Origin of the sequence: Paenibacillus sp. FSL R5-0912, assembly GCF_000758605.1 — a bacterium.
Lineage (GTDB): Bacteria > Bacillota > Bacilli > Paenibacillales > Paenibacillaceae > Paenibacillus_AQ.
Window position 1 is genome coordinate 2,283,587 of sequence record NZ_CP009282.1, and the last position, 19,473, is coordinate 2,303,059.

The window sequence follows — 19,473 nt, forward strand, 5'->3', positions numbered from 1 at the left end:
ACTAGAAAGGAATTGAGCCCATGAAAAAAAGGTACCAAGAGATTAAGGATGCCCAAATTCATTCCGTAAAATACGTGAATGATCCTGAAGCGGCTAAACAATATCATGATTTGTTTCTTAATGTAATTCAGCGGATTACTGAAGATGAAATGAATCAGTATAATAAGGAGTTATAACGTAAAGGCGATTAATATAAATTGTTTATCGATGAGAGTGATTTGATTCTGAAATATTAGCACACTTAAAGTGATGAAAAGCGAAAGAGCTCGCTACTGTTAGCGGGCTCTGTTTTTGTTTTAAGTAGCGGGATTTTTTGTAGCTAGTTTGAACTAAGTCAGAATACCATTAAGTTTTGAATTTTATCGATTGGAAATTGGGTGAATTAAGAAGTTGATTGAAGTACAAGCGACCTCCAAATTAGGAACTCATAAACTGGTGAACATGTAAGGATTCCAAATGTCCCCTAATTACCGAGAAATTTGATTTACTTTTGGAATTAACACCCCAATAACCGAGAAGACTTTTCATGATGTTTTTACTTAGTTGGACAACCCTCAGTTCCCCAATAGACAAGCCTATTTAGGACTTATTCTCGGTTTCAAGGTACGGAAAGCGATCGCTTTCCGTACCTTGAAACCGAGATTGATATTAAACTTGTCCCAAAAACCGAGAATCCAGTAAACACGCGCAAAAAAGCGGCTTTAGGTTATAAAGCCGCTTAGTACTATAGGCGAATCATTCTCTAAATCAATTCGAGCTGTAACATCATAGACAAGGTCAGGACCAATTTCAATTCGTTCAAACAAATACAATAAAAGTCTTCGAAGGCGCGGATCAATTTCTCCAGTGTACTCCGCCAAAATAGTAGTTGCCAGTAAATTTTTCATGAGTAGAAAATCAGATTCAACGTTCTCAATATAAGAAATCTTTAGTTTCTTCTCATTGATCAATATCTGTGAATTATTAATTTTCTCCTTAAGTAAGATGCGATATCTTAAAAAGCTGTTTTTTAATTCTTGTGGTTTATTGGAGTCTAAGGAATGTAATTCGACTTCCGTTCGTCGTATTTGTAAAGTGAATTCTTCTATTGTTATTTCAAGCTCTTTTATTTGTTGACTTAATTTATCAACTTTTTGCTTTAGGTTGACAAGTATCTCCTCATGTATGTCCTTATGTTGAGTAGAGAGATATTTTATTAATACTGCGGACATTTCTTCCTCAATAAATTTTTCATGAACCTTATTCTTTTCGAGTCTAAGGCTGCATGCTTTATTCTCGCAATAGTAAATTGAGTTTCCATTTGGATTACCGTGGTACTTGTTCTTCTGATTTTTACTTTTTAAAGGCATTTTGCAATTTTTGCAAAACAGAATGTCACGCAGGAAGAAGGGGGTTTTGAAATTTTTCGGAGATACATTACCTTTTCTTTTTGAACGATATGTTTCATAACAATATTCCCACACTTCATATCGAATAAATGGTGTTATTCTTTCACAGTATCCCATAATCCACTCTTCTTTGTCTGTAAGTTGTCTGTGGCTGTTAGGACGAAAACGCTTTGCCGTTAGATACCCCGCATAAAATGGGTTTGTAATAATTAGTTTTACATCATCTTTAGTCCAATCTCGACCATGAAAACTTTTTTTCTCTAAAGACAAGGCTATTGAGTGGAAGCCTTCTCCTTCTTGATACTTCTGAAATATATCATCGACAATATTTTTTTCATTTGGTAGGACCTTAAAGGTATACTCATCAGGTGAAAATTCATATCCGAAAGGAAGCTTACCACCACGATAAATACCTTCTTTAATCTTTTTATAGTGGTTATCTTCGGTACGCTGCCTAATGGCGTCGGCTTCATATTTACTGTAACCGTCTTTCAATAATTCTCCAAGAAGATCACCTGAGTTATACAAATCTCTAGTGGAACACATCACTACTGGGATTTTCTTGCTGTTGAAAAATCCTCTGATTTTTTGATGTTCCATTGCGTTTCTTGCTAGCCGAGTGTGATCGTAAATTAAAACAAAGTCAATTTCAGCAGTTTCAAGGTAGGTCAACAGCGCTGTAAGGCCTTTGCGTTTTGCCATATTTTTCTTAACAGCGGAAACACCTATATCCACAAATTCTTTAATAATTTCACAGCCGAATTCTTTCGCTAATTCATTGGCCCAGTGAAGTTGAGTATCAATCGTTTGTTCTTCGGTTGAATGGCGACCATAAAATGCCCCTTTTTTTCCTGGCAGTAGGACATTATGAATATTCAATAAAAATCTCCTCCGATCCTTTAATGGGATGTTTCAAATATAGTTTTAATCCTTCATGGGTAACAAAGGCAGACATAATGATATTGTTAAGTAATTTCAGACGTTCATTATGTGATAAATTCTTTAGTGCATCGGTGAATTTAGATTTATCTTTGAATAAGTTGATTTGTTCAGGCAACTTCTTAAGTTGTTCTATTGTAAGATATAACTGTTCCTTTTTACCCTTAACATGTTTAAGTTTAAGTTCTATGGTCACTAGTTTATTTTCTAATCGTGATTTTTCATGAACATTATTTGTTCCCATTAATCTTGTTACATTATGAATAATCTGAGTATTGAATAGAACAATGATCTGGTCGAGTCTATTAGATAATATTTTTATTTTATTTACGTTTTCATTGAAAAATTTATTATAAAAATCCTCACCGTATTCGGATAAAAGAGAGAAAAAATGACAGCAACAATTATCGAGAATTTCCGATTCAACATCATCACTTAGCAATTTGATTTTATGTGCTTTACATTCGTAAACTCCAACCCAAGCCTTTTTTCGCATACGCATAATAGGTGAGAGTGGTTGTTTGCATTCATCGCAAATAATATAGTTTTCAAGTAAAAATGAACCCATAGGTCTCTTATTACGTGATTTCTTAGATTTTATTTTTTTTAAAATTTCTTGTGCTCTGTACCACTCTTCTACGGATAGCAGTGCATAATCTTTACTAGCATAAGTGTGAAGCTTTCCTTTGAAATTCATTTGACGGATGCCCATATACATGGTATTTGATATCATATCTTCTATTGCCTTCACTTCCCACACTGGGTTGAATTTTTTACTTTCTTTTAAGCGTAGTCGCTGAATATTATGTTTTTTTAAGTAAATTTTTATGTCGTTTAGAGTAGCGTGCTTTTCACTTAACAATTCAGAATAAATAAACAAAATATCCTTCTTGGCTTCAGGTGGTACATAGATTTTGCCCGAATCTTTATCCACTAGATATCCATAAGGTAGGACGCCTTTATGTTTCCCTTGCTCAAAGGAAGCAGATCTACCTTCACTTATTCGAAGTTTTATTTGCTCCCCTTCATGCTGACAAAGACCAGCCATAATCAATTCATAAAATTCTCCCGTTTCATCGTACCGCATGGGAGCTTCATTAGAGGTTGTGAAGTGAACCTGGACGTTATACTTTTTTAATACCGAATAAATTTCCATATACTCTATAACATCACGAGCAAGTCGATCGCGTTTATAGATAATCAAAGTATTAAATTCACCTTTTTTTATGCCTTCGAGAATCTGGTTGAATTTACGTTTTGTAAGAGGCGTAAGTTTAGCTGAGACAAATTCGTCACTGATTTCTTTGTCAATTAACAGCATTTTTTCAGAACAATATTGCATTGCATAGAACTCTTGTGTAGAAACAGAGTCTTCTTGCAAATCAGTTGAACTGCGATAATAAGCAACGGTTTGAGTCATATGAATTCATCCTTATATAAGAGATTGTCTTCATAATCATTTATATGATCTTCTGAACACATATTTGCTGATTTTTGAATAAGCCCATCAGTCAGAATTTCTACGTACAGTTCGAACCATTTCTGAGCTGCTTCAGGATCATGAACATAACTTATCGAACGGATTTTTAGTTTTTTGTCATTAATAGTTCTCTTCATAAACTATCTCCTTTTAAGTGTGGAAAGTGATTACAGAATTTCATAAGGGATAATATGGTCTTTTCTTACAATCTTTATTCACATATGTGAATAACAATTTATATACGTGAACATGGCCTCTAAATTCTAAGGAACTGAGAGGAGTTACTACTAAAATGAGAAACCCGAAAACAACGATGCCAGCATTGTTGTGAATAGTGATTTTGAGAATGATCAACATAGAAGGACAACAAAATAAATGAACCTGAGATTAATGAAGTACGTCTATAGAACCTTAATAAAAGCAGAAGGTTTAAGCGAAAGAAACAAATGAATAGTTCGGGGGAAAGAGGTGAATGTAGAAGTCACAGCGTTATGTATTATCGTAAATATAAAAGAAGCCAACCACATACGGTTGGCTTCTAGGGTATTCATTGATCATATACATTTGCCTTAAAGTACAAATTCATCATTTTCACTACAGCGTTTTTAACAAAAAGGAAGGGGTACAGCATCTATCTCTACATGGAAACTGATTTATGAGTCTGTAAAATAGTTTGTGTAAACTCTCAAACCCATTAAAATGGAAGTAAGAGAAAGGTTGGGGAGAACACATGGGACTTTGGACAAAACAACAGTTACGGGAATTTATCAAGGAGAATAATTTGGTCTCTGCACAAGATGCACAGAACGCCTTAAAGGATCTGTTTGCGGAGACGATTCAAGAGATGCTGGAAGCGGAAATGGATACTCACTTAGGCTACGGCAAGCATGAAGTTAAGGCGAAGCTCACACCAAACAGTCGCAACGGAAAGAGCCGTAAAACGGTAGTCAGTGAGTACGGCGAACAGGAGATTGCCATCCCTCGGGATCGACTCGGTGAGTTTGAGCCTTTGGTGGTCAAGAAGCACCAATCGAATGTAACGGGCATCGAAGAGCAAATCATTGCGCTGTATGCCAAAGGGATCAGCACCAGGGAAATCCAGGATCATTTAGGGCAGATGTATGGCATTGAGGTCTCCCCTACGCTCATTTCCAACGTCACGAACAAGATTGTGCCTCTCATTAAAGAATGGCAAAATCGGCCGCTGCAAGGCGTCTATGCCGTCGTCTATCTGGATGCGATCCACTTCAAGGGTAAGCAGGACGGAGCCATTATTAACAAGGCTGCTTACATGGTTATTGGCATCGATCTGGACGGAAACAAAGATGTACTGGGCATGTGGATTGGTGAGAATGAGTCCTCTAAATTCTGGCTCAGCGTGTTAAATGAACTCAAGAATCGTGGAGTGGGGGATATCCTCATTATCTGCGTAGATAACCTGTCTGGGTTCTCTCAAGCCATTGCAGCCTGCTATCCCCAAACTGAAATCCAGAAGTGCATTATTCACCAAATCCGCAGCTCCACGAGGTACGTGTCGTACAAGGATATTAAGAAGGTCACCGCCGATTTAAAGCCCATTTACAAGGCAGCTACGGAAGAAGGTGCCTTGCTTGAACTCGACCGTTTCGAGGAGGTTTGGGGGGCGAAATATCCACTAATTATCCGTTCTTGGCGGAATAATTGGGACGAGCTCGCTACCTTTTTCAAGTACCCGCCAGAGATTCGTAAACTCATCTACACCACCAATATGATTGAGAGTTACCACCGACAGCTTCGCAAGGTAACGAAGGGGAAGAGCATCTTTCCTACAGATGAAGCCTTGCTGAAAATGCTCTATCTGGCCACCGTGGACGTCACTCGAAAATGGACAGGACGTGTCCAAAACTGGGGCCAAATGCTACTCCAGCTGTCGGTCTTTTTCCCCGATCGGGTCGGTCAACACTTGCGGTAAATTCGCAACTTCCCCCTCGGGGGAACCTATGCTTAAAAGAGTTTACACAAAATTATTGACAGACCCTGATTTATTGGGAATTACTAGACTCTGTATTCTCTTCATTTATTTTATTTTCTTTAGCGACCTCCTCTTCGTTGCGATCCATAGATTTATGGTCCTGAGGATCAAACTCATTTTCATGTGCACCTTCTTCTACTGTAAAGGTTTTAGTTGTCTTCATATTCTTCGGCGTTCTCGTTTTTCTCGTTTTGGGCTCTGTTTCATCGGGGCTGCTCAAATTATCTGTCTCATTCTTATTCTTCATTTTTCTTGTGTTTGTTTTCGTTGCTTTACGTATAAGTTGTGCATTATCATCTTTAAGTTTTTGGATTTGAAATTTCTGATTTTCGTTGATGCGTTTGAGTTTCTCAACTTCCTGCTGCAATAATTCGTAGTTATGAAGCGATTGTTCGTACGATCCAGCCTCATCAATTATCCTTCCTTCATTTTGTGGGGAGAGCTGTTGAAGGTATTGTTGCATTTCCTTAATGGTTTCCTCGAAATAACTATGTACTCGTTTTCCAAAGTCGTAATACAGTTTGGCCTGACCTTCTTCGATTTTACTCAGAAATTGTTTTGACGAAATAGGCTCATTGCTTCCCATTGTTAATCCCCCTCTGTCCAATGATTGGTTTGTTAATATCTATGGCGAAGTCCGCTCAGTTATGTTGTCCGTTGCATCAAATCGGCTATATGTGGGGAATAATACTATCCCGTTAGGGAGGTATTATAATGGCAAGAAGAAGACGACGCGGCAGATCTTTCAGAAGCAAAAGAGGAAGATCAGAAGTGATTTTGGTATTGATAGCATTTCTGATCTTAGTAGCATTCAGCATAATAAAAGCTATTGTATCGGCCACTCAAAATATTGAATCGTATTTCTCAGAGCAAACTCCCTTGGTACAAACAGCATTTATTAGTGTTTTGGTTGGTCTGTGCTTGTTATTCGTTTGGATTATTTTTGAAGTGAAAAATAAAAGAAAGGCGGAACTCATTCGCCTTCAAATAGAACGCGATCAGGAAGAGAGAAGGCAGATATTACGCAAAAGGAATTTGGAGCATCTGAAGAAAATGTGTCCTTTTGAATTTGAAGAGTATATTGCACGTGTATTTCGTTGTGCTGGTTTTGACAGCGAGGTAACTAAGCGCACTGGAGATGGAGGCAAAGACATTATACTTCGAAGCAATGGGGAAGTACGATTAGTGGAGTGCAAAAGATATACAACGACAAAAGTGGGTAGACCAGATATTCAAAAGTTCCACAGTGCGATGATTGATTTCAATGCACTTGAAGGATTCTATATAACAACAGGGGAGTTCACTAAGCAGGCATTAGAATGTACAGAGAATAAATCAATTCTGACCTTTAACGGCGAACAACTACTGAATCTAATCGAGCAATATGTTGGATTTGAAAAAGAGGTTCTTGAATATTGAGTTCAAGAGCTTCTTTTTGTTGTGTGTGGTGATTCCGAGGCATGTATAAAATCTAGCTAAATTAGCTTCTATGAGATTGAAACCCCATGGAGTATGATCTCGTTCTCTATTCACCATTATGGACAGCTTTCGTAAATAGCGTCTTAGGTTTCTGGGTTTACCATACAAGTGTACATTTAGTGAATTGAACTAAATAATGGAGGAATCGCCTCGAATACTGTAGAATATGCTCTCATTCTGATTACACAGGAGTGCTGACAATGGATATTGCCATGTATGAGGGGAAGCTTCTAAATATCACATCAGAGCTAAGCAGATATGCAGAAAGTGAAAAAGAGAGGGGAATTGACAAATTCAAAAAAGCTGCCGAGAAAAAGGCCATGACATGCCCATACTGTCATGAGCAACTGCTGCTTCGGGCTGGAGAAATCCGTGATATTCATTTTGCACATCTTAGCGGTCAGACATGTCAGGAATCAAAGGCTTACGATACATACAACAGACAGACGGCTCGTGAAAGCCAGAAGCATACCGTGATTAGAGATATCATTTATAACGAACTGAAGGGGCAGGAATTGATCCGTTCCGACTTGAAGGTAGAGTACGGTTATAAAGAAAAGGCCATGGAAAAATGGAGTCAATATCCTGACATTTACGTTAACAAGAATGGCCGTGAATTTGCAGTCTCAATCCTTACAAATGTGAACCAAATCGGTGATCAAAAAGTGGTTAAGGCGATAAATTCTCGTAATAAATATTTTGCTGACAAAGGGCTTGAGACGATCTGGTTTGTGGAGGACAGGGAACTGGCGGACGATTATGAGCGTAGAGTGCTACATCTATGGGAAGCTGAGTATGGACTTGTAATCAAGACAGAAGAGGACCACAAATGGGACAAGCTGCTTCAGGAGTTATACGAGGAGTTTCCAGAATACAATCTCTATACTTTATTTGGTTATAATGCTCACGGTACAATAAAAAGCGACGTCAGAAGCCTTTATTACGTTCATTCTGTTGGTGATGAAATCACCTTCTCTGTATACCGATTAATCCTGGATCTAATGCGCTCGCCGTATCGTGCCTTCGCGTTAACCAAAGGATATCGAATGAATATTTCGCAGGCCCTAGTCATTAGGGATGAAATTCTGCTCAGCGATAAGGAGCAAGAGGATAGAGACCGAACAGAGTTTGCAAATCAGGTGCTTCTCCAAATTGATGCTATTCAAAGGGAAGCCTCACTTAGGGACCAGCATACTGGTGCCGAAAATAATCAAATGGAGACAGGGTACAATTATTCAGAATTGACTCGGCAGACGATTAAAGAGGCTGCTGCAACTACAGCCTACTCGTCAGATTTTGATGTAGTAGCATCTATATCAAACTTGAAAATTCTGACGATTGCTCCGTATGAAGCAGAATCGCTTTATTGGTTCCTGAAACGGCATAAGGACGAGCTGGGCGATTATGGTTTGACTTGGCTTGAGGTCAAAAAGTGGGTTCTTTATGCCTTAGGGAGAGTAAATGATCCAAAGATTCGTAAATGGCTTGTTGAAATTGAAGGAATAAGATAATAAAAATAGCCCAACTACCAAGAACTCTTGTGGTTGGGCTATTCGTTGTCAGGATCGATACCCCAAAAAATATAATGCGACAACCCCGTATTGGCAAAGTAACAAGCATCCACATACACTTCACGAAGATCCTCGTCAATCCTGTATATAATGATCACATTACCGATCAACACCCAGTAGTAACCGTTAAATTCAAAACCAGGGAAGTCAGAAACTCCATCAGCTTTATATTTCGGCTCATCGGCTAATACAGATTTAGAACGTCTGAAGACGTTCATGGGGTCTACGTTATATTCCTTCATTCGGGCAAGAGCTACCCGAGCGTAAGTGGTCCAGAGAACCTGGAATCGGTCAGATTTCATTCTGAGCCTCTTTCAGTAATTGTGCAAATTCTTCTTCGCTGTCACTGTATGTGGAAATTCCATCCTTACGATCTTTTTGAGCTTGCTGTAGTTGAGACAGAACACCTTCATCTTTGAAAATTACTGTAGTCATTCGCTTCTTCTGTTCATCAGTAAATGTAGGCTGCCCATCTTTTCTTTGCAGCGTAACGTTGAATCCAAAGTTTTCTTCGATTAGCTGGACCAAATCTTTAAGATCTACGTAAGATTTTCCCTGAAAACTTTGTTCCAATTGTTCCTTTGAAATGGACATTATGCTCACCTTCCTTTCGCTCATTATATCATAAACCAATAGCAATCTTATTGTGTTAAGATTACATTTATTAACACTTGAATGTCTAATTTTCTAGATCTAAAGGGGGCCAATTTGTATGAGCCAACACTGTTGTAACTTACATGAGATAGTCAATAAAATGACTCGGCATCATTTTCCCTTCGAGGACAACGTGATTCCCAGAAATGGGGTCTATTTGCTTTTTGAAACGGGGGAATACGGGCATGGCGCAGATCGGATCGTTCGAGTTGGTACCCACACAGGCCCTAATCAACTTAGGTCGCGTTTGAAGCAGCATTTTGTTCAGGAGAATAAGGATAGAAGTATATTTCGCAAGAACATAGGTAGGTGCCTGCTGAACCGAGACAAAGATCCATACACAAGTGTATGGGAACTCGATTTTACAACTCGGGAAGCTAAACTTAATAATGGTCATCTGGTAGATCCAGCATATCAGTCAAATATCGAGAGCAGAGTCAGTGATTACATTCAGAAACATTTCTCATTTTGTGTGCTGGCTATAGAAGATAAACCAGAGCGTTTGTCTTTGGAATCCAGGCTCATATCTACGCTATCATTATGTGATGAGTGCGCTCCTTCTGTTCAATGGCTTGGGATGTCATCACCCCATGAAAAAATAAGAAGAAGTGGACTTTGGCAAGTGAACGAGTTGTATAAAGAACCATTGAATAACCAAGATTTTGACAGAATCGAGGTGCTCGCCAGTGAATCGAGATAAATCGCTTTGTATTATTCCCTGCGGTGCCGCGAAGATTTGGGATAAGCAGCCTTCAATTGGACCTGTAAAAGCGGAGAACGTTTATACAGGTGTTTTTGCGATAGCCTGTCAAAGGTATGCTAAAACATTCTTCGATCATTGGGTGATTCTGTCTGCAAAATATGGTTTTCTATATCCTGAGGATATCATTCCAGAGGACTATAACGTTTCCTTTATTAAGCCTTCCAGTGAGACCATTCTTATTGCTGAATTGAAAGAGCAGGCTGAAAGCAGTGGATTATTCAAATACAAGGAGATTACAGTGCTGGGCGGCAAGCATTATGCGGATCGAGCTAAGGCGGTATTTAATCAAGGACAGGAATTGTTCTTTCCTCTAAGCGATTGTGCGGGGATCGGCTATATGCTGCAAAGGTTGACCCGCGCGCTGGAAGGACATGAGGAGATATCTGGAGATTCACTGGAGTCACCATCTGAAGTCAATATACGGCCTACTTTGAAAAAGCATAGAGATCAGCCGAAGAATCTTACGGAGAATAACGTTGGGAAATACGTTTCACTCTATCGATATTTACTGAGTACCGAAGGTAATCAAGTGATTATGACTATAGACCAAATCGAAACGGTACTAGGTTTCGCACTGCCTGCATCTGCGAGTAAATATCGTCCGTGGTGGGCTAATGCTTTGACGAATACACAGGCTAAATCCTGGCTGCTCGCTGGTTGGGAAGTGGATTCAGTCACGCTGGGAGAGAAGACTGCACTCAGAAAAATAGGCGATGAGGTGTAGCTCTGTTGAAAATAGAAATCGGAGAATCCTTGATGCTCTCATGGCTGAGACATGCAAAGAATTGTCAGCTTGTTCAGTTGAACTGGAAGCCATCGGTGAAGTCGTGGGAAATTCATAACGAAGCTGTCGTCGAAAGTATGATGAAAGATTCAGGCCAGTATTTTAAACAGAAATACAGCCTTGATTTGTTTAAACAGAACAGTTCATTCTCCCAACTCCTTCAACAAGCTGAGATTGATACTTTGGGAATGGAAGTAGGAGGGGAGAACGGTGTTAAGAACATATATGGTATTGATGTAGCTTTTCATGAGAATGGCTTAAATTACGGCTCCAAGGAAGAAACAATATCCAGAGTACTGAAGAAAATGATTCGCACTGCTATGGCGATTCATGGGTACTTCAATTTGAATGCTGGAAATATTATATTTGCTGCTCCTAAAATATATAGTGCAATAAGTGAACCGCTGCAACTCTACATAGCCGAACTCCAGGAGCTGTTCCATGCAAAAGGTTTAGATTTTCGTTTTGAGCTTCTGTGCAATGAAGACTTCAAGGACAAAATCTTCAATGTGGTTACAGCCTTATCCAATTCTGTGTCTGATACTTCGGAGCTGTTTATGCGAAGTATACAAATGTATAATCTTTTCGCGGAGGATAAGCAGAGTATAGGGCAGTCGATAAGTAAGTTTAAGATTAAGAAAATGCCAGCCGATTTTAAAGGATCTGAGGAAATAAAGATTGGTGCTTTTGTTAAATCCAGTTTTGAACGCTTGATTGCGAATGATATATTGACTGTGCAAGAAATTGAACGGTTGCAGCGACTGGATTATTCTAAGAAAACATTCAATATCACTTATCCTGTGTTGAAGAAGGTCGACCCGACTATTTCCTTGACCGAACAACGGAATATTAACGGACGGCCGAGATTCTACAGTGATGCGTATTCGATCTATGGTTATGATTATCTATTATGTAATCATTGGGTGGAGAACCTCAGCAGAAGTTATTTCGATGCCTGGCTAAGACGTATAGATGAAACAAATGTAGGGGACTCAACTTGAGTCCTCATTTTTATATCCCCATGTATTTATACATGTTAATATAGGGTTAGGAATATTTACCCATGCATTATCTTGCATTTTAAGATTAATTCTCCAAAGGTGAGAGATGACGAACAGCAAAGAATCATTGTCGAATAAAAGTTTTTTAGTCGGGATGTGGATCAAGTCCATAGAACTAAATTCAAACTGGATTGTAGTAGTGATCAGCGTGAACCAATTCTGATAGTTAGCTTGTATACATAACCACGCTTGATAAGAACTCATAATATTCATCCAGATAAAATCAGATGGAAAGGACTAAGCAAATGACAAAGAAAAATTTATCTGAGGAAGATATCAAAGCCAGATATATCACACCAGCAATCACTAATGCAGGATGGGATATAAAAAAACAAATTCGTCTGGAATATGCTTTTACGGCTGGCAGAATCATACTTCGTGGTAATGTCACAACCAGAGGCAAGAGGAAAAGAGCGGATTATGTTCTGTTCTATAAAAACAATTTTCCTCTAGCTGTCATTGAAGCAAAGGATAACAATCATTCAGTTGGTGCAGGTTTGCAGCAAGCCATTGCCTATGCAAAAGCACTCGACATCTATTATGTATATGCTTCCAATGGGGATGGATTTATTGAGCAAAATTTAATCACGGGTGAAGTAAGTGAACTAAGTCTTGAAGAGTTTCCCTCGCCAGAGGACTTATATAGAAGATACTTAAAGGATAAGAATGTAACCGATGCAGAAGAAAAGGTGCTTCTCGAACCTTATTATTATGTGCCTAATTACAAGATCCCTAGATATTATCAGCGTATAGCTATTAATCGAACTGTGGATGCAGTAGCAAAGGGACAAGATCGAGTATTATTGGTATGTGCCACTGGAACGGGTAAAACCTTTATGGCATTTCAAATCATATACAGACTTTGGAAGGCTGGCTTAAAGAAGAAAATATTATTTTTAGCGGACAGAAATGTATTGGTAGACCAAACGATATCAGGTGATTTCAAGCCATTTGGCGGTAAAATGACAAAGGTTGAGAACAGAACCCTAGACAGTTCCTATGAGATTTATCTTGCTCTGTATCAGCAGCTTTCAGGTGATGACGGAGAAGAAGCCTATCTGCAATTCCAACCGAACTTCTTCGATCTGATTGTTATAGACGAGTGTCATAGAGGCAGCGCAAAAGAGGATTCTGCATGGAGAAAAATCTTGGATTACTTTTCATCAGCCACCCATGTAGGATGTACTGCTACACCTATTGAAACGAAGGAAACCTCAAGCCAAGCTTACTTTGGTGAGCCTATTTATGAGTATTCTTTAAAGCAAGGGATTGATGATGGCTATTTAGCCCCATATAAAGTGATAAGAATTGGCCTTGATAAGGACCTTGAAGGGTATCGGCCTGAGATTGGGAAAGTCGATAAAAATGGCTATGAAATTGAGGATAGAGAATATAATGTCAAGGATTTCGACAGAACCTTGGTTATTGATGACAGGACGAGGGTGATTGCAGCCAAGATTACTGAGTTTTTAAAGAAGACAGACAGATTTAGCAAAACGATTGTTTTCTGTGTGGATATTGAACACGCGGAGCGAATGCGACAAGCTCTGATTAATGCAAACAAGGATCTGTATGCTGCAAATAATAAATATATCATGCGTATAACAGGGGATAATGATGAAGGAAAAGCACAACTCGAATATTTCATCGACGAAGAAAGTACATACCCTGTTATTGCAGTTACCAGTAAATTAATGACTACTGGTGTGGATGCGAAAATGTGTAAATTGATTGTGCTGGACAACAATTTTGGTGATAATGGAATGACCGAGTTCAAACAAATTATCGGAAGAGGAACAAGGCTTCTCGAAGAATATGGAAAGACATATTTCACGATCATGGATTTTCGTAATGCCAGCAGATTATTTGCTGACCCAGCATTTGATGGAAAGCCAGAAGTCGTATTGGAGATTAATGGCGATGAGCCAGTAATCGAACCAATTGAAGAATTTTTTTATGAAACAGATAGTTACAATAATGCAGGTGGCGTCATTGAAACAGAAGGGGATTACAACACAGACGGTTTTGATGATAAAGACAAACCTAAAAAGTATTATATTGGTGATGTTGTCGTAAAGGTCCTTTCAGAAAGGGTTCAGTATCTGGATAAGGATGGTAAGCTTATTACCGAGAGTCTTATAGATTATACTAAGAAAAATATCCTGCAACAGTACGCAAGGCTAGATGATTTTCTTAGAAGATGGACAGAAGCTCAAAAAAAACAAGCCATCATAGACGAATTAAAGGATGAAGGCGTATTACTGGATGCGGTAAGAGAAGAATTAGGTAAAACTGAACTGGATGATTTCGATTTGATCTGTCATTTAGCCTATGATAAACCACCTCTAACCAAAGCTGAAAGAGCAAACAACGTAAAAAAACGTCATTATCTTTATAAGTATTCTGAATTGGCACAGCAAGTATTAGAGACATTGCTTGATAAGTATGCTGATGAAGGCATCAAAGAAATTGAGGAAACCAAAGTACTCCAACTCAAGGAGTTTTCCAAATTCGGAAGTCCTATGAAGATAGTCAAGGCCTTCGGTGGAAAAGATGCGTACCAGAAGGCGGTTCAGGAATTAGAGAACGAGATTTACTACGCATAACACCAAAAACTAACACGACGAGGCAGGTAAACAAGAATGGCAGTAACTAATTTTGTTAAAAGAATTCAAGACGTAATGAGAAATGATGCAGGGATTAATGGCGATGCTCAACGGATTGAACAAATCGTCTGGATTCTATTTCTAAAAATTTATGATGCAAAAGAAGAAGCATGGGAACTGTACTATGATAATTACAAATCAATCATTCCCGAGGGCTTAAAGTGGAGAGATTGGGCTGTAGATGAGAAAGATGGTCAAGCACTTACTGGCGATTCTTTATTAACCTTTGTTAACAACACGCTCTTCCCGACCCTTAAAAATCTTGAAATCGATGATGAAACACCTATGAACCAGGTCATTGTGAAATATGCATTTGAAGATGCCAACAACTATCAAAAGGATGGCGTGTTACTGCGGCAAGTTATAAATATCATTGGTGAGATTGATTTTACAGAATACGAAGAACGCCATACCTTTGGTACGATTTACGAATCTTTCCTGAAAGACTTACAAAGCGCAGGTAACGCAGGGGAGTTTTATACACCAAGAGCGGTAACCGATTTTATGGTAGAAGTGATTAAGCCGATTCTGGGCGAAAAAATTGGGGATTTTGCTTGTGGTACGGGTGGATTTTTGGTTTCTGCTCTAAATGCTCTAGAGACGCAGGTTGGAAACTCCCTTGAGAACAGAGACATTTATAATAACTCTGTATATGGAGTGGAGAAGAAAGCACTCCCACACATTCTATGTATTACCAACATGCTGTTGCATGATATTGACAACCCAAACATTATTCATGGCAATACGTTAGAAACAGATTACAAAGAATACAGGAAAATGGAGCAGTTTGATGTGGTACTTATGAATCCGCCATATGGTGGCAATGAAAAGGATAGCGTTAAAGTCAATTTCCCATCAGACCTTAGAAGCTCTGAGACTGCCGACTTATTCATCAATATCATCATGTACAGACTTAAGAAAAATGGGAGATGTGCCGTCATCATTCCAGATGGATTCCTGTTTGGGACGGATAATGCCAAAGTTAATATCAAAAAGAAATTATTCGGCGAGTATAATCTCCATACGATTGTGAGGTTACCTCATAGCGTATTTGCTCCCTATACGTCGATAACAACGAATATTTTATTCTTCGATAACACGCACCCAACAGAGGAAACTTGGTTTTATCGCCTGGATATGCCAGAAGGCTATAAGAACTTCTCGAAGACAAAACCGATGAAGATGGAGCATTTTGAGCCAGCCTTAACTTGGTGGAACGAACGAGAAGAAATCCAAGTTGACGGATTCCCAAAAGCTAAGAAATATTCAGTTAGTGAGATAGCAGCCTTAAACTATAACATTGATTTATGTGGATTTTCCCGTGAGGAAGAAGTAATTTTAGAGCCAATGGATTTGATACATCAATATCAAGAAAAAAGAGCCTCACTCAATGCTGAAATCGATCATGTACTAGAGCAGATTACTTCTATGCTTGGAGGTAATTAGGATGAATGCACAGGATTTGAAAACTAGCATCCTCCAGCTAGCGATTCAAGGAAAGCTGGTTGAACAGAGAGCAGAAGAGGGAACTGCAACAGAGCTTCTAGGGCAGATAAAGGCTGAAAAAGAGCGGTTTATAAAAGCGAAGAAGATTAAGAAGGAACAACCACTTCAAACAATAGCAGAGGATGAGATCCCGTTTGACATTCCAGTAAGTTGGGAATGGGTGAGGATTGGAGAAATACTTAATTTGCAAGCTGGTAAAAACATGTCTGCTTCCGATATTAACGAAAATCAGTCAGAAGAATATAAATATCCTTGTTACGGTGGAAACGGTTTGAGAGGTTACGTAAAGATTTTTAATCGAGATGGTAAATACGCATTAATTGGACGGCAAGGTGCGTTGTGTGGAAATATTAATTATGCTAAGGAGAAATTTTACGCAACAGAACATGCGGTAGTCGTTGATCATTTTGATAAAACAGATGTTATGTGGTGTGGTTATTTTTTAAGAGCACTTAATTTAAATCAATATGCAACAGCAACAGCGCAACCAGGATTAGCAGTAGGTAATATTGTGAAAGTTTTAATTCCTCTCCCCCCACTCGAAGAACAAAAGCGAATCGTTGCTAAGATAGAAGAATTAATGCCTTATGTTGAGAAATACGGTGATGCCCATTCTAAATTAGAGGTGTTTAATAAGAAGTTTCCAGAGGATGTGCAGAAATCCATTCTGCAATATGCTATCCAAGGAAAATTGGTTGAACAACGAGATGAAGAGGGTACTGCCGAAGCACTATATCAGCAGATTCAAGAAGAAAAAGTTAAGCTGATTAAGGAAGGCAAGATTAAGAAGGAAAAACCACTGCCAGCAATAACAGAGGATGAGATACCGTTTGACATTCCTGATAGTTGGAAGTGGGTAAGAATACCTGAGATGTCATATTTTCAAGAAGGACCTGGCATACTAGCTATTGATTTCAGAGATTCAGGTGTCCCTTTAATTAGAATTTCTGGTATGCAAAATGATGACTTGAGTTTAGAAGGTTGCAATTATTTAGATCCTGATATGGTTGAAAAAAGATGGAGCCATTATAAATTAGACCCAGGTGATATTGTAATTAGTACAAGCGCATCAATGGATAAGATATGTGAAGTGACTGATAAAACAGTTGGTTCAATACCATACACTGGTCAGATTAGATTTAAAATGTATGTGAATGTAAATAAGGATTATTTTAGGTTCTTTATAAAATCGAGTTGTTATATTAAGCAAATTAATGAACAGAAATCAGGAGGTACAATAAAACATTATGGACCTACTCATTTGAAAAAGATGATCATCCCCCTTCCCCCACTTGAAGAACAAAAACGAATTGTAGCTAAGATAGAAGAATTAATGCCCTTTTGTAAGCAGTTGGTGGAGTAAAAGAAGGACCGCCATGATGACTGCCCCTCTATGCAGTAACTTCTACAAATTGTGAGGGGCACTCTTTACTGTGCCAAATTATTAGTCATACGATCTGCTGAATACGATGATTGGTATCTGATGATGATTCTTTATTAAATCGAATGCTAAGAAAACCCAAACAAGGCGGGAACACTTCGTCAGATGCTCTCACTGAATACTCAACACACACAAAGCTCTCCAAAACGATCTATTTCGTTCATGGAGAGCCTTTTTTCGTAAGCACCTTGGAGATACGAAGCCCAGCCTTCGTTCATGATCTTGGTCTCCATCTGCGGCCAGAAATAGAGCATTTCGTCATGCAGCATGGTCATGATGTCGCGCTGCCAATCCTCCAGAGCGGTGGAATACTGCTGGATGAACCAGACGATATCCTTTTCCGGCTCGGGCGGGAAGGTGCGTTTGCCGGCGGTTTCCGGCGCGGGGGTATCGGCATCCGGGCCTTTTTCCAGATCCCACAGCTCGCTGTAGGCATGTGCCGGTCCGGGACCGCCGGGCGGGAAGTCCTTGCGCTCCTTCATTTTGGCTTCGAGCAGATGGGTCTTGCCGAGCTTGCGCGGCTGGATCAGGCTGGGATCGATATGCTCCTGGACCGCCAGCACCGAATCAATGAAGCTCTCTACCGCATCCGTTCCATAGGTGACGGAATAATCGTTGATCCGGTCGGCGGTGGCCGCCATGCTCTCGACCATATCCCGGTTGGACATCGAGAAGCGCATATTGTTCTTGAAGAAATCGCAGTGCGCCAACACGTGGGCTACGATTAGCTTGTTCTGCACCAGGGAGTTGCCGTCGAGCAGGAAGGCGTAGCACGGGTTCGAGTTAATGACGAGCTCGTAAATTTTGCTCAGGCCGAAATCGTATTGCGACTTCATTTTATGAAAAGTCTTACCGAAGCTCCAATGTCCGAACCGGGTGGGCATCCCGTAGGCACCGAAGGTATAAATGATATCCGCAGGACATATCTCATAACGCATCGGATAAAAATCGAGGCCGAAGCCGGTAGCAATCTCCGTAATCTCGGCAATCGCCCGTTCCAGCGCTTTAATCTCATCACCGGGCATGCATCCATCTCTCCTTCCAGCTTGTGAACCGTTCTTCTTATGTATATGGGCGGAGGGGAGGGAGTATGATGGGGAAGAGTGAGGCATGAGAGGGCAGATGAGTTATTGTACAAAAAATAGCCTATCCCACAGCGAATACGCAAAGAGGTTAGGCTATTTATTCGTTCTGGGTCTTGTTCAGTAACTGGGCAAACTCCTCTTCGCTGTCACTGTATGTGGAAATTCCATCTCTGCGATCCTTTTGAGCTTGTTGAAGTTGGGAGAGAACACCTTCATCATTGAAGATAATCGAAGTCATTTGCTTCTTTTGTTCATCTGTATGTATTCTGGCCATTCGAGCCACTCTCGGTCTACAAAAAACACGAATCTCAACCTTCAATTTTTCATTTCCGGTATGTGACACAATCACGCCGTCCTTAGATTGTAGAAGCTCCATAGTCGCTTCTTGGGGATCTTGAATAGCACGGATCAGTGCGACTTCATCCACAAACTTAGTGTTGCCTTCGGTATGTGATGCAAGGATTTGCAGCTTGACGTATTGATTGGGATAAATCTTCCGAACCTCTTCCCATTGCATGGCTGGCACCTCGAATTTGGTTTGTCCTTATATTGTATCAGAATATGATCCATATAAAAGCTCTCCAAAACGATGTACATCGTTCATGGAGAGCCTCTTTGCGTAAACCCCTTGGAGATTCGAAGCCA

General features: G+C 39.6%; 16 protein-coding genes and 1 pseudogene. 9 read left to right on the forward strand and 8 right to left on the reverse strand.

Annotation, left to right across the window (positions count from 1 at the left end; all coding sequences use genetic code 11):
• Positions 1–701: 701 nt before the first annotated feature.
• From R50912_RS09585 to R50912_RS09595, 3 genes are read right to left on the reverse strand one after another with little or no spacing between them, the layout of a single operon-like run.
• Positions 702–2,267 (reverse strand): recombinase family protein, encoded by a 1,566-nt coding sequence (locus R50912_RS09585; RefSeq protein ID WP_042234292.1) that lies wholly within the window; start codon positions 2,265–2,267, stop codon positions 702–704.
• Positions 2,254–3,747 (reverse strand): recombinase family protein, encoded by a 1,494-nt coding sequence (locus R50912_RS09590; protein WP_042234294.1) that lies wholly within the window; start codon positions 3,745–3,747, stop codon positions 2,254–2,256. The genes R50912_RS09585 and R50912_RS09590 overlap by 14 nt, the downstream gene beginning before the upstream one ends.
• Positions 3,744–3,944 carry a hypothetical protein gene (locus tag R50912_RS09595; RefSeq protein ID WP_042234295.1) on the reverse strand — a complete coding sequence of 67 codons (201 nt, stop codon included), beginning with the start codon at positions 3,942–3,944 and terminating at the stop codon, positions 3,744–3,746. The genes R50912_RS09590 and R50912_RS09595 overlap by 4 nt, the downstream gene beginning before the upstream one ends.
• 593 nt (positions 3,945–4,537) lie before the next feature.
• On the opposite strand from R50912_RS09595, the gene R50912_RS09600 reads away from it, so the two are divergent.
• Positions 4,538–5,758, forward strand: coding sequence for an IS256 family transposase (locus tag R50912_RS09600; RefSeq protein WP_042234297.1), 1,221 nt, complete (start codon positions 4,538–4,540; stop codon positions 5,756–5,758).
• 70 nt (positions 5,759–5,828) lie between these two features.
• Here the strand turns inward: R50912_RS09600 and R50912_RS09605 are convergent, their stop codons facing one another.
• Positions 5,829–6,404 carry a hypothetical protein gene (locus tag R50912_RS09605; protein ID WP_042234299.1) on the reverse strand — a complete coding sequence of 192 codons (576 nt, stop codon included), beginning with the start codon at positions 6,402–6,404 and terminating at the stop codon, positions 5,829–5,831.
• 128 nt (positions 6,405–6,532) lie between these two features.
• Between R50912_RS09605 and R50912_RS09610 the strand changes: the two genes are divergently transcribed.
• On the forward strand, positions 6,533–7,237 hold the full coding sequence (locus R50912_RS09610; protein ID WP_081956442.1) for a restriction endonuclease: 705 nt from the start codon (positions 6,533–6,535) through the stop codon (positions 7,235–7,237).
• A 260-nt stretch (positions 7,238–7,497) separates the two neighbouring features.
• The gene (locus R50912_RS09615; protein WP_052416161.1) at positions 7,498–8,808 is read left to right on the forward strand and encodes a competence protein CoiA family protein; all 1,311 of its coding nucleotides are present in this window, start codon (positions 7,498–7,500) and stop codon (positions 8,806–8,808) included.
• Positions 8,809–8,846: 38 nt separating this feature from the next.
• Here R50912_RS09615 and R50912_RS09620 read toward each other — a convergent pair whose 3' ends face one another.
• Complete coding sequence (locus R50912_RS09620; protein WP_042234300.1) at positions 8,847–9,170, reverse strand: hypothetical protein; 324 nt, start codon at positions 9,168–9,170, stop codon at positions 8,847–8,849.
• Positions 9,160–9,462, reverse strand: coding sequence for a hypothetical protein (locus R50912_RS09625; RefSeq protein WP_042234303.1), 303 nt, complete (start codon positions 9,460–9,462; stop codon positions 9,160–9,162). The genes R50912_RS09620 and R50912_RS09625 overlap by 11 nt, the downstream gene beginning before the upstream one ends.
• Positions 9,463–9,580: 118 nt before the next feature.
• Between R50912_RS09625 and R50912_RS09630 the strand changes: the two genes are divergently transcribed.
• From R50912_RS09630 to R50912_RS09660, 6 genes are all read left to right on the forward strand, one after another.
• Positions 9,581–10,222, forward strand: coding sequence for a GIY-YIG domain-containing protein (locus tag R50912_RS09630; RefSeq protein ID WP_042234306.1), 642 nt, complete (start codon positions 9,581–9,583; stop codon positions 10,220–10,222).
• Entirely contained in the window at positions 10,209–11,009 is an 801-nt protein-coding gene (locus R50912_RS35540) for a DUF7662 domain-containing protein (RefSeq protein WP_063840068.1), read from the forward strand. Before R50912_RS09630 ends, R50912_RS35540 begins: the two co-directional genes overlap by 14 nt.
• 5 nt (positions 11,010–11,014) lie before the next feature.
• Positions 11,015–12,070: a hypothetical protein gene (locus tag R50912_RS35545; RefSeq protein ID WP_042234309.1), complete on the forward strand. Its 1,056-nt coding sequence runs from the start codon at positions 11,015–11,017 to the stop codon at positions 12,068–12,070.
• A 305-nt stretch (positions 12,071–12,375) separates the two neighbouring features.
• Positions 12,376–14,736 carry an EcoAI/FtnUII family type I restriction enzme subunit R gene (gene hsdR, locus R50912_RS09650; protein WP_042234320.1) on the forward strand — a complete coding sequence of 787 codons (2,361 nt, stop codon included), beginning with the start codon at positions 12,376–12,378 and terminating at the stop codon, positions 14,734–14,736.
• A 36-nt stretch (positions 14,737–14,772) separates the two neighbouring features.
• A complete protein-coding gene (locus R50912_RS09655) occupies positions 14,773–16,242 on the forward strand; it encodes a class I SAM-dependent DNA methyltransferase (RefSeq protein WP_042234322.1) in 1,470 nt (489 codons plus the stop codon).
• Between the two features lies 1 nt (position 16,243).
• Positions 16,244–17,665: a restriction endonuclease subunit S gene (locus R50912_RS09660; RefSeq protein WP_052416165.1), complete on the forward strand. Its 1,422-nt coding sequence runs from the start codon at positions 16,244–16,246 to the stop codon at positions 17,663–17,665.
• 215 nt (positions 17,666–17,880) lie between these two features.
• On the opposite strand, the pseudogene R50912_RS09665 reads toward R50912_RS09660, so the two are convergent.
• Together R50912_RS09665 and R50912_RS35550 are read right to left on the reverse strand one after the other, a co-directional pair.
• Positions 17,881–18,768, reverse strand: a pseudogene (locus R50912_RS09665) (SpoVR family protein); the annotation flags it as partial.
• Positions 18,769–18,925: 157 nt separating this feature from the next.
• Entirely contained in the window at positions 18,926–19,345 is a 420-nt protein-coding gene (locus R50912_RS35550) for a hypothetical protein (protein ID WP_063840069.1), read from the reverse strand.
• Between the last annotated feature and the right edge of the window lie 128 nt (positions 19,346–19,473).

What these genes read in the sequence shown, in the direction of transcription:
- R50912_RS09610 (WP_081956442.1), top strand. Translation starts at nt 6,533, where the DNA reads ATGGCAAGAAGAAGACGACGCGGCAGATCTTTCAGAAGCAAAAGAGGA.
- R50912_RS09655 (WP_042234322.1), top strand. Translation starts at nt 14,773, where the DNA reads ATGGCAGTAACTAATTTTGTTAAAAGAATTCAAGACGTAATGAGAAAT.
- R50912_RS09615 (WP_052416161.1), top strand. Translation starts at nt 7,498, where the DNA reads ATGGATATTGCCATGTATGAGGGGAAGCTTCTAAATATCACATCAGAG.
- R50912_RS09620 (WP_042234300.1), bottom strand. Translation starts at nt 9,170, where the DNA reads ATGAAATCTGACCGATTCCAGGTTCTCTGGACCACTTACGCTCGGGTA.
- hsdR (WP_042234320.1), top strand. Translation starts at nt 12,376, where the DNA reads ATGACAAAGAAAAATTTATCTGAGGAAGATATCAAAGCCAGATATATC.
- R50912_RS09625 (WP_042234303.1), bottom strand. Translation starts at nt 9,462, where the DNA reads ATGTCCATTTCAAAGGAACAATTGGAACAAAGTTTTCAGGGAAAATCT.
- R50912_RS09660 (WP_052416165.1), top strand. Translation starts at nt 16,244, where the DNA reads ATGAATGCACAGGATTTGAAAACTAGCATCCTCCAGCTAGCGATTCAA.
- R50912_RS09590 (WP_042234294.1), bottom strand. Translation starts at nt 3,747, where the DNA reads ATGACTCAAACCGTTGCTTATTATCGCAGTTCAACTGATTTGCAAGAA.
- R50912_RS35550 (WP_063840069.1), bottom strand. Translation starts at nt 19,345, where the DNA reads ATGCAATGGGAAGAGGTTCGGAAGATTTATCCCAATCAATACGTCAAG.
- R50912_RS09605 (WP_042234299.1), bottom strand. Translation starts at nt 6,404, where the DNA reads ATGGGAAGCAATGAGCCTATTTCGTCAAAACAATTTCTGAGTAAAATC.
- R50912_RS09600 (WP_042234297.1), top strand. Translation starts at nt 4,538, where the DNA reads ATGGGACTTTGGACAAAACAACAGTTACGGGAATTTATCAAGGAGAAT.
- R50912_RS09595 (WP_042234295.1), bottom strand. Translation starts at nt 3,944, where the DNA reads ATGAAGAGAACTATTAATGACAAAAAACTAAAAATCCGTTCGATAAGT.
- R50912_RS09630 (WP_042234306.1), top strand. Translation starts at nt 9,581, where the DNA reads ATGAGCCAACACTGTTGTAACTTACATGAGATAGTCAATAAAATGACT.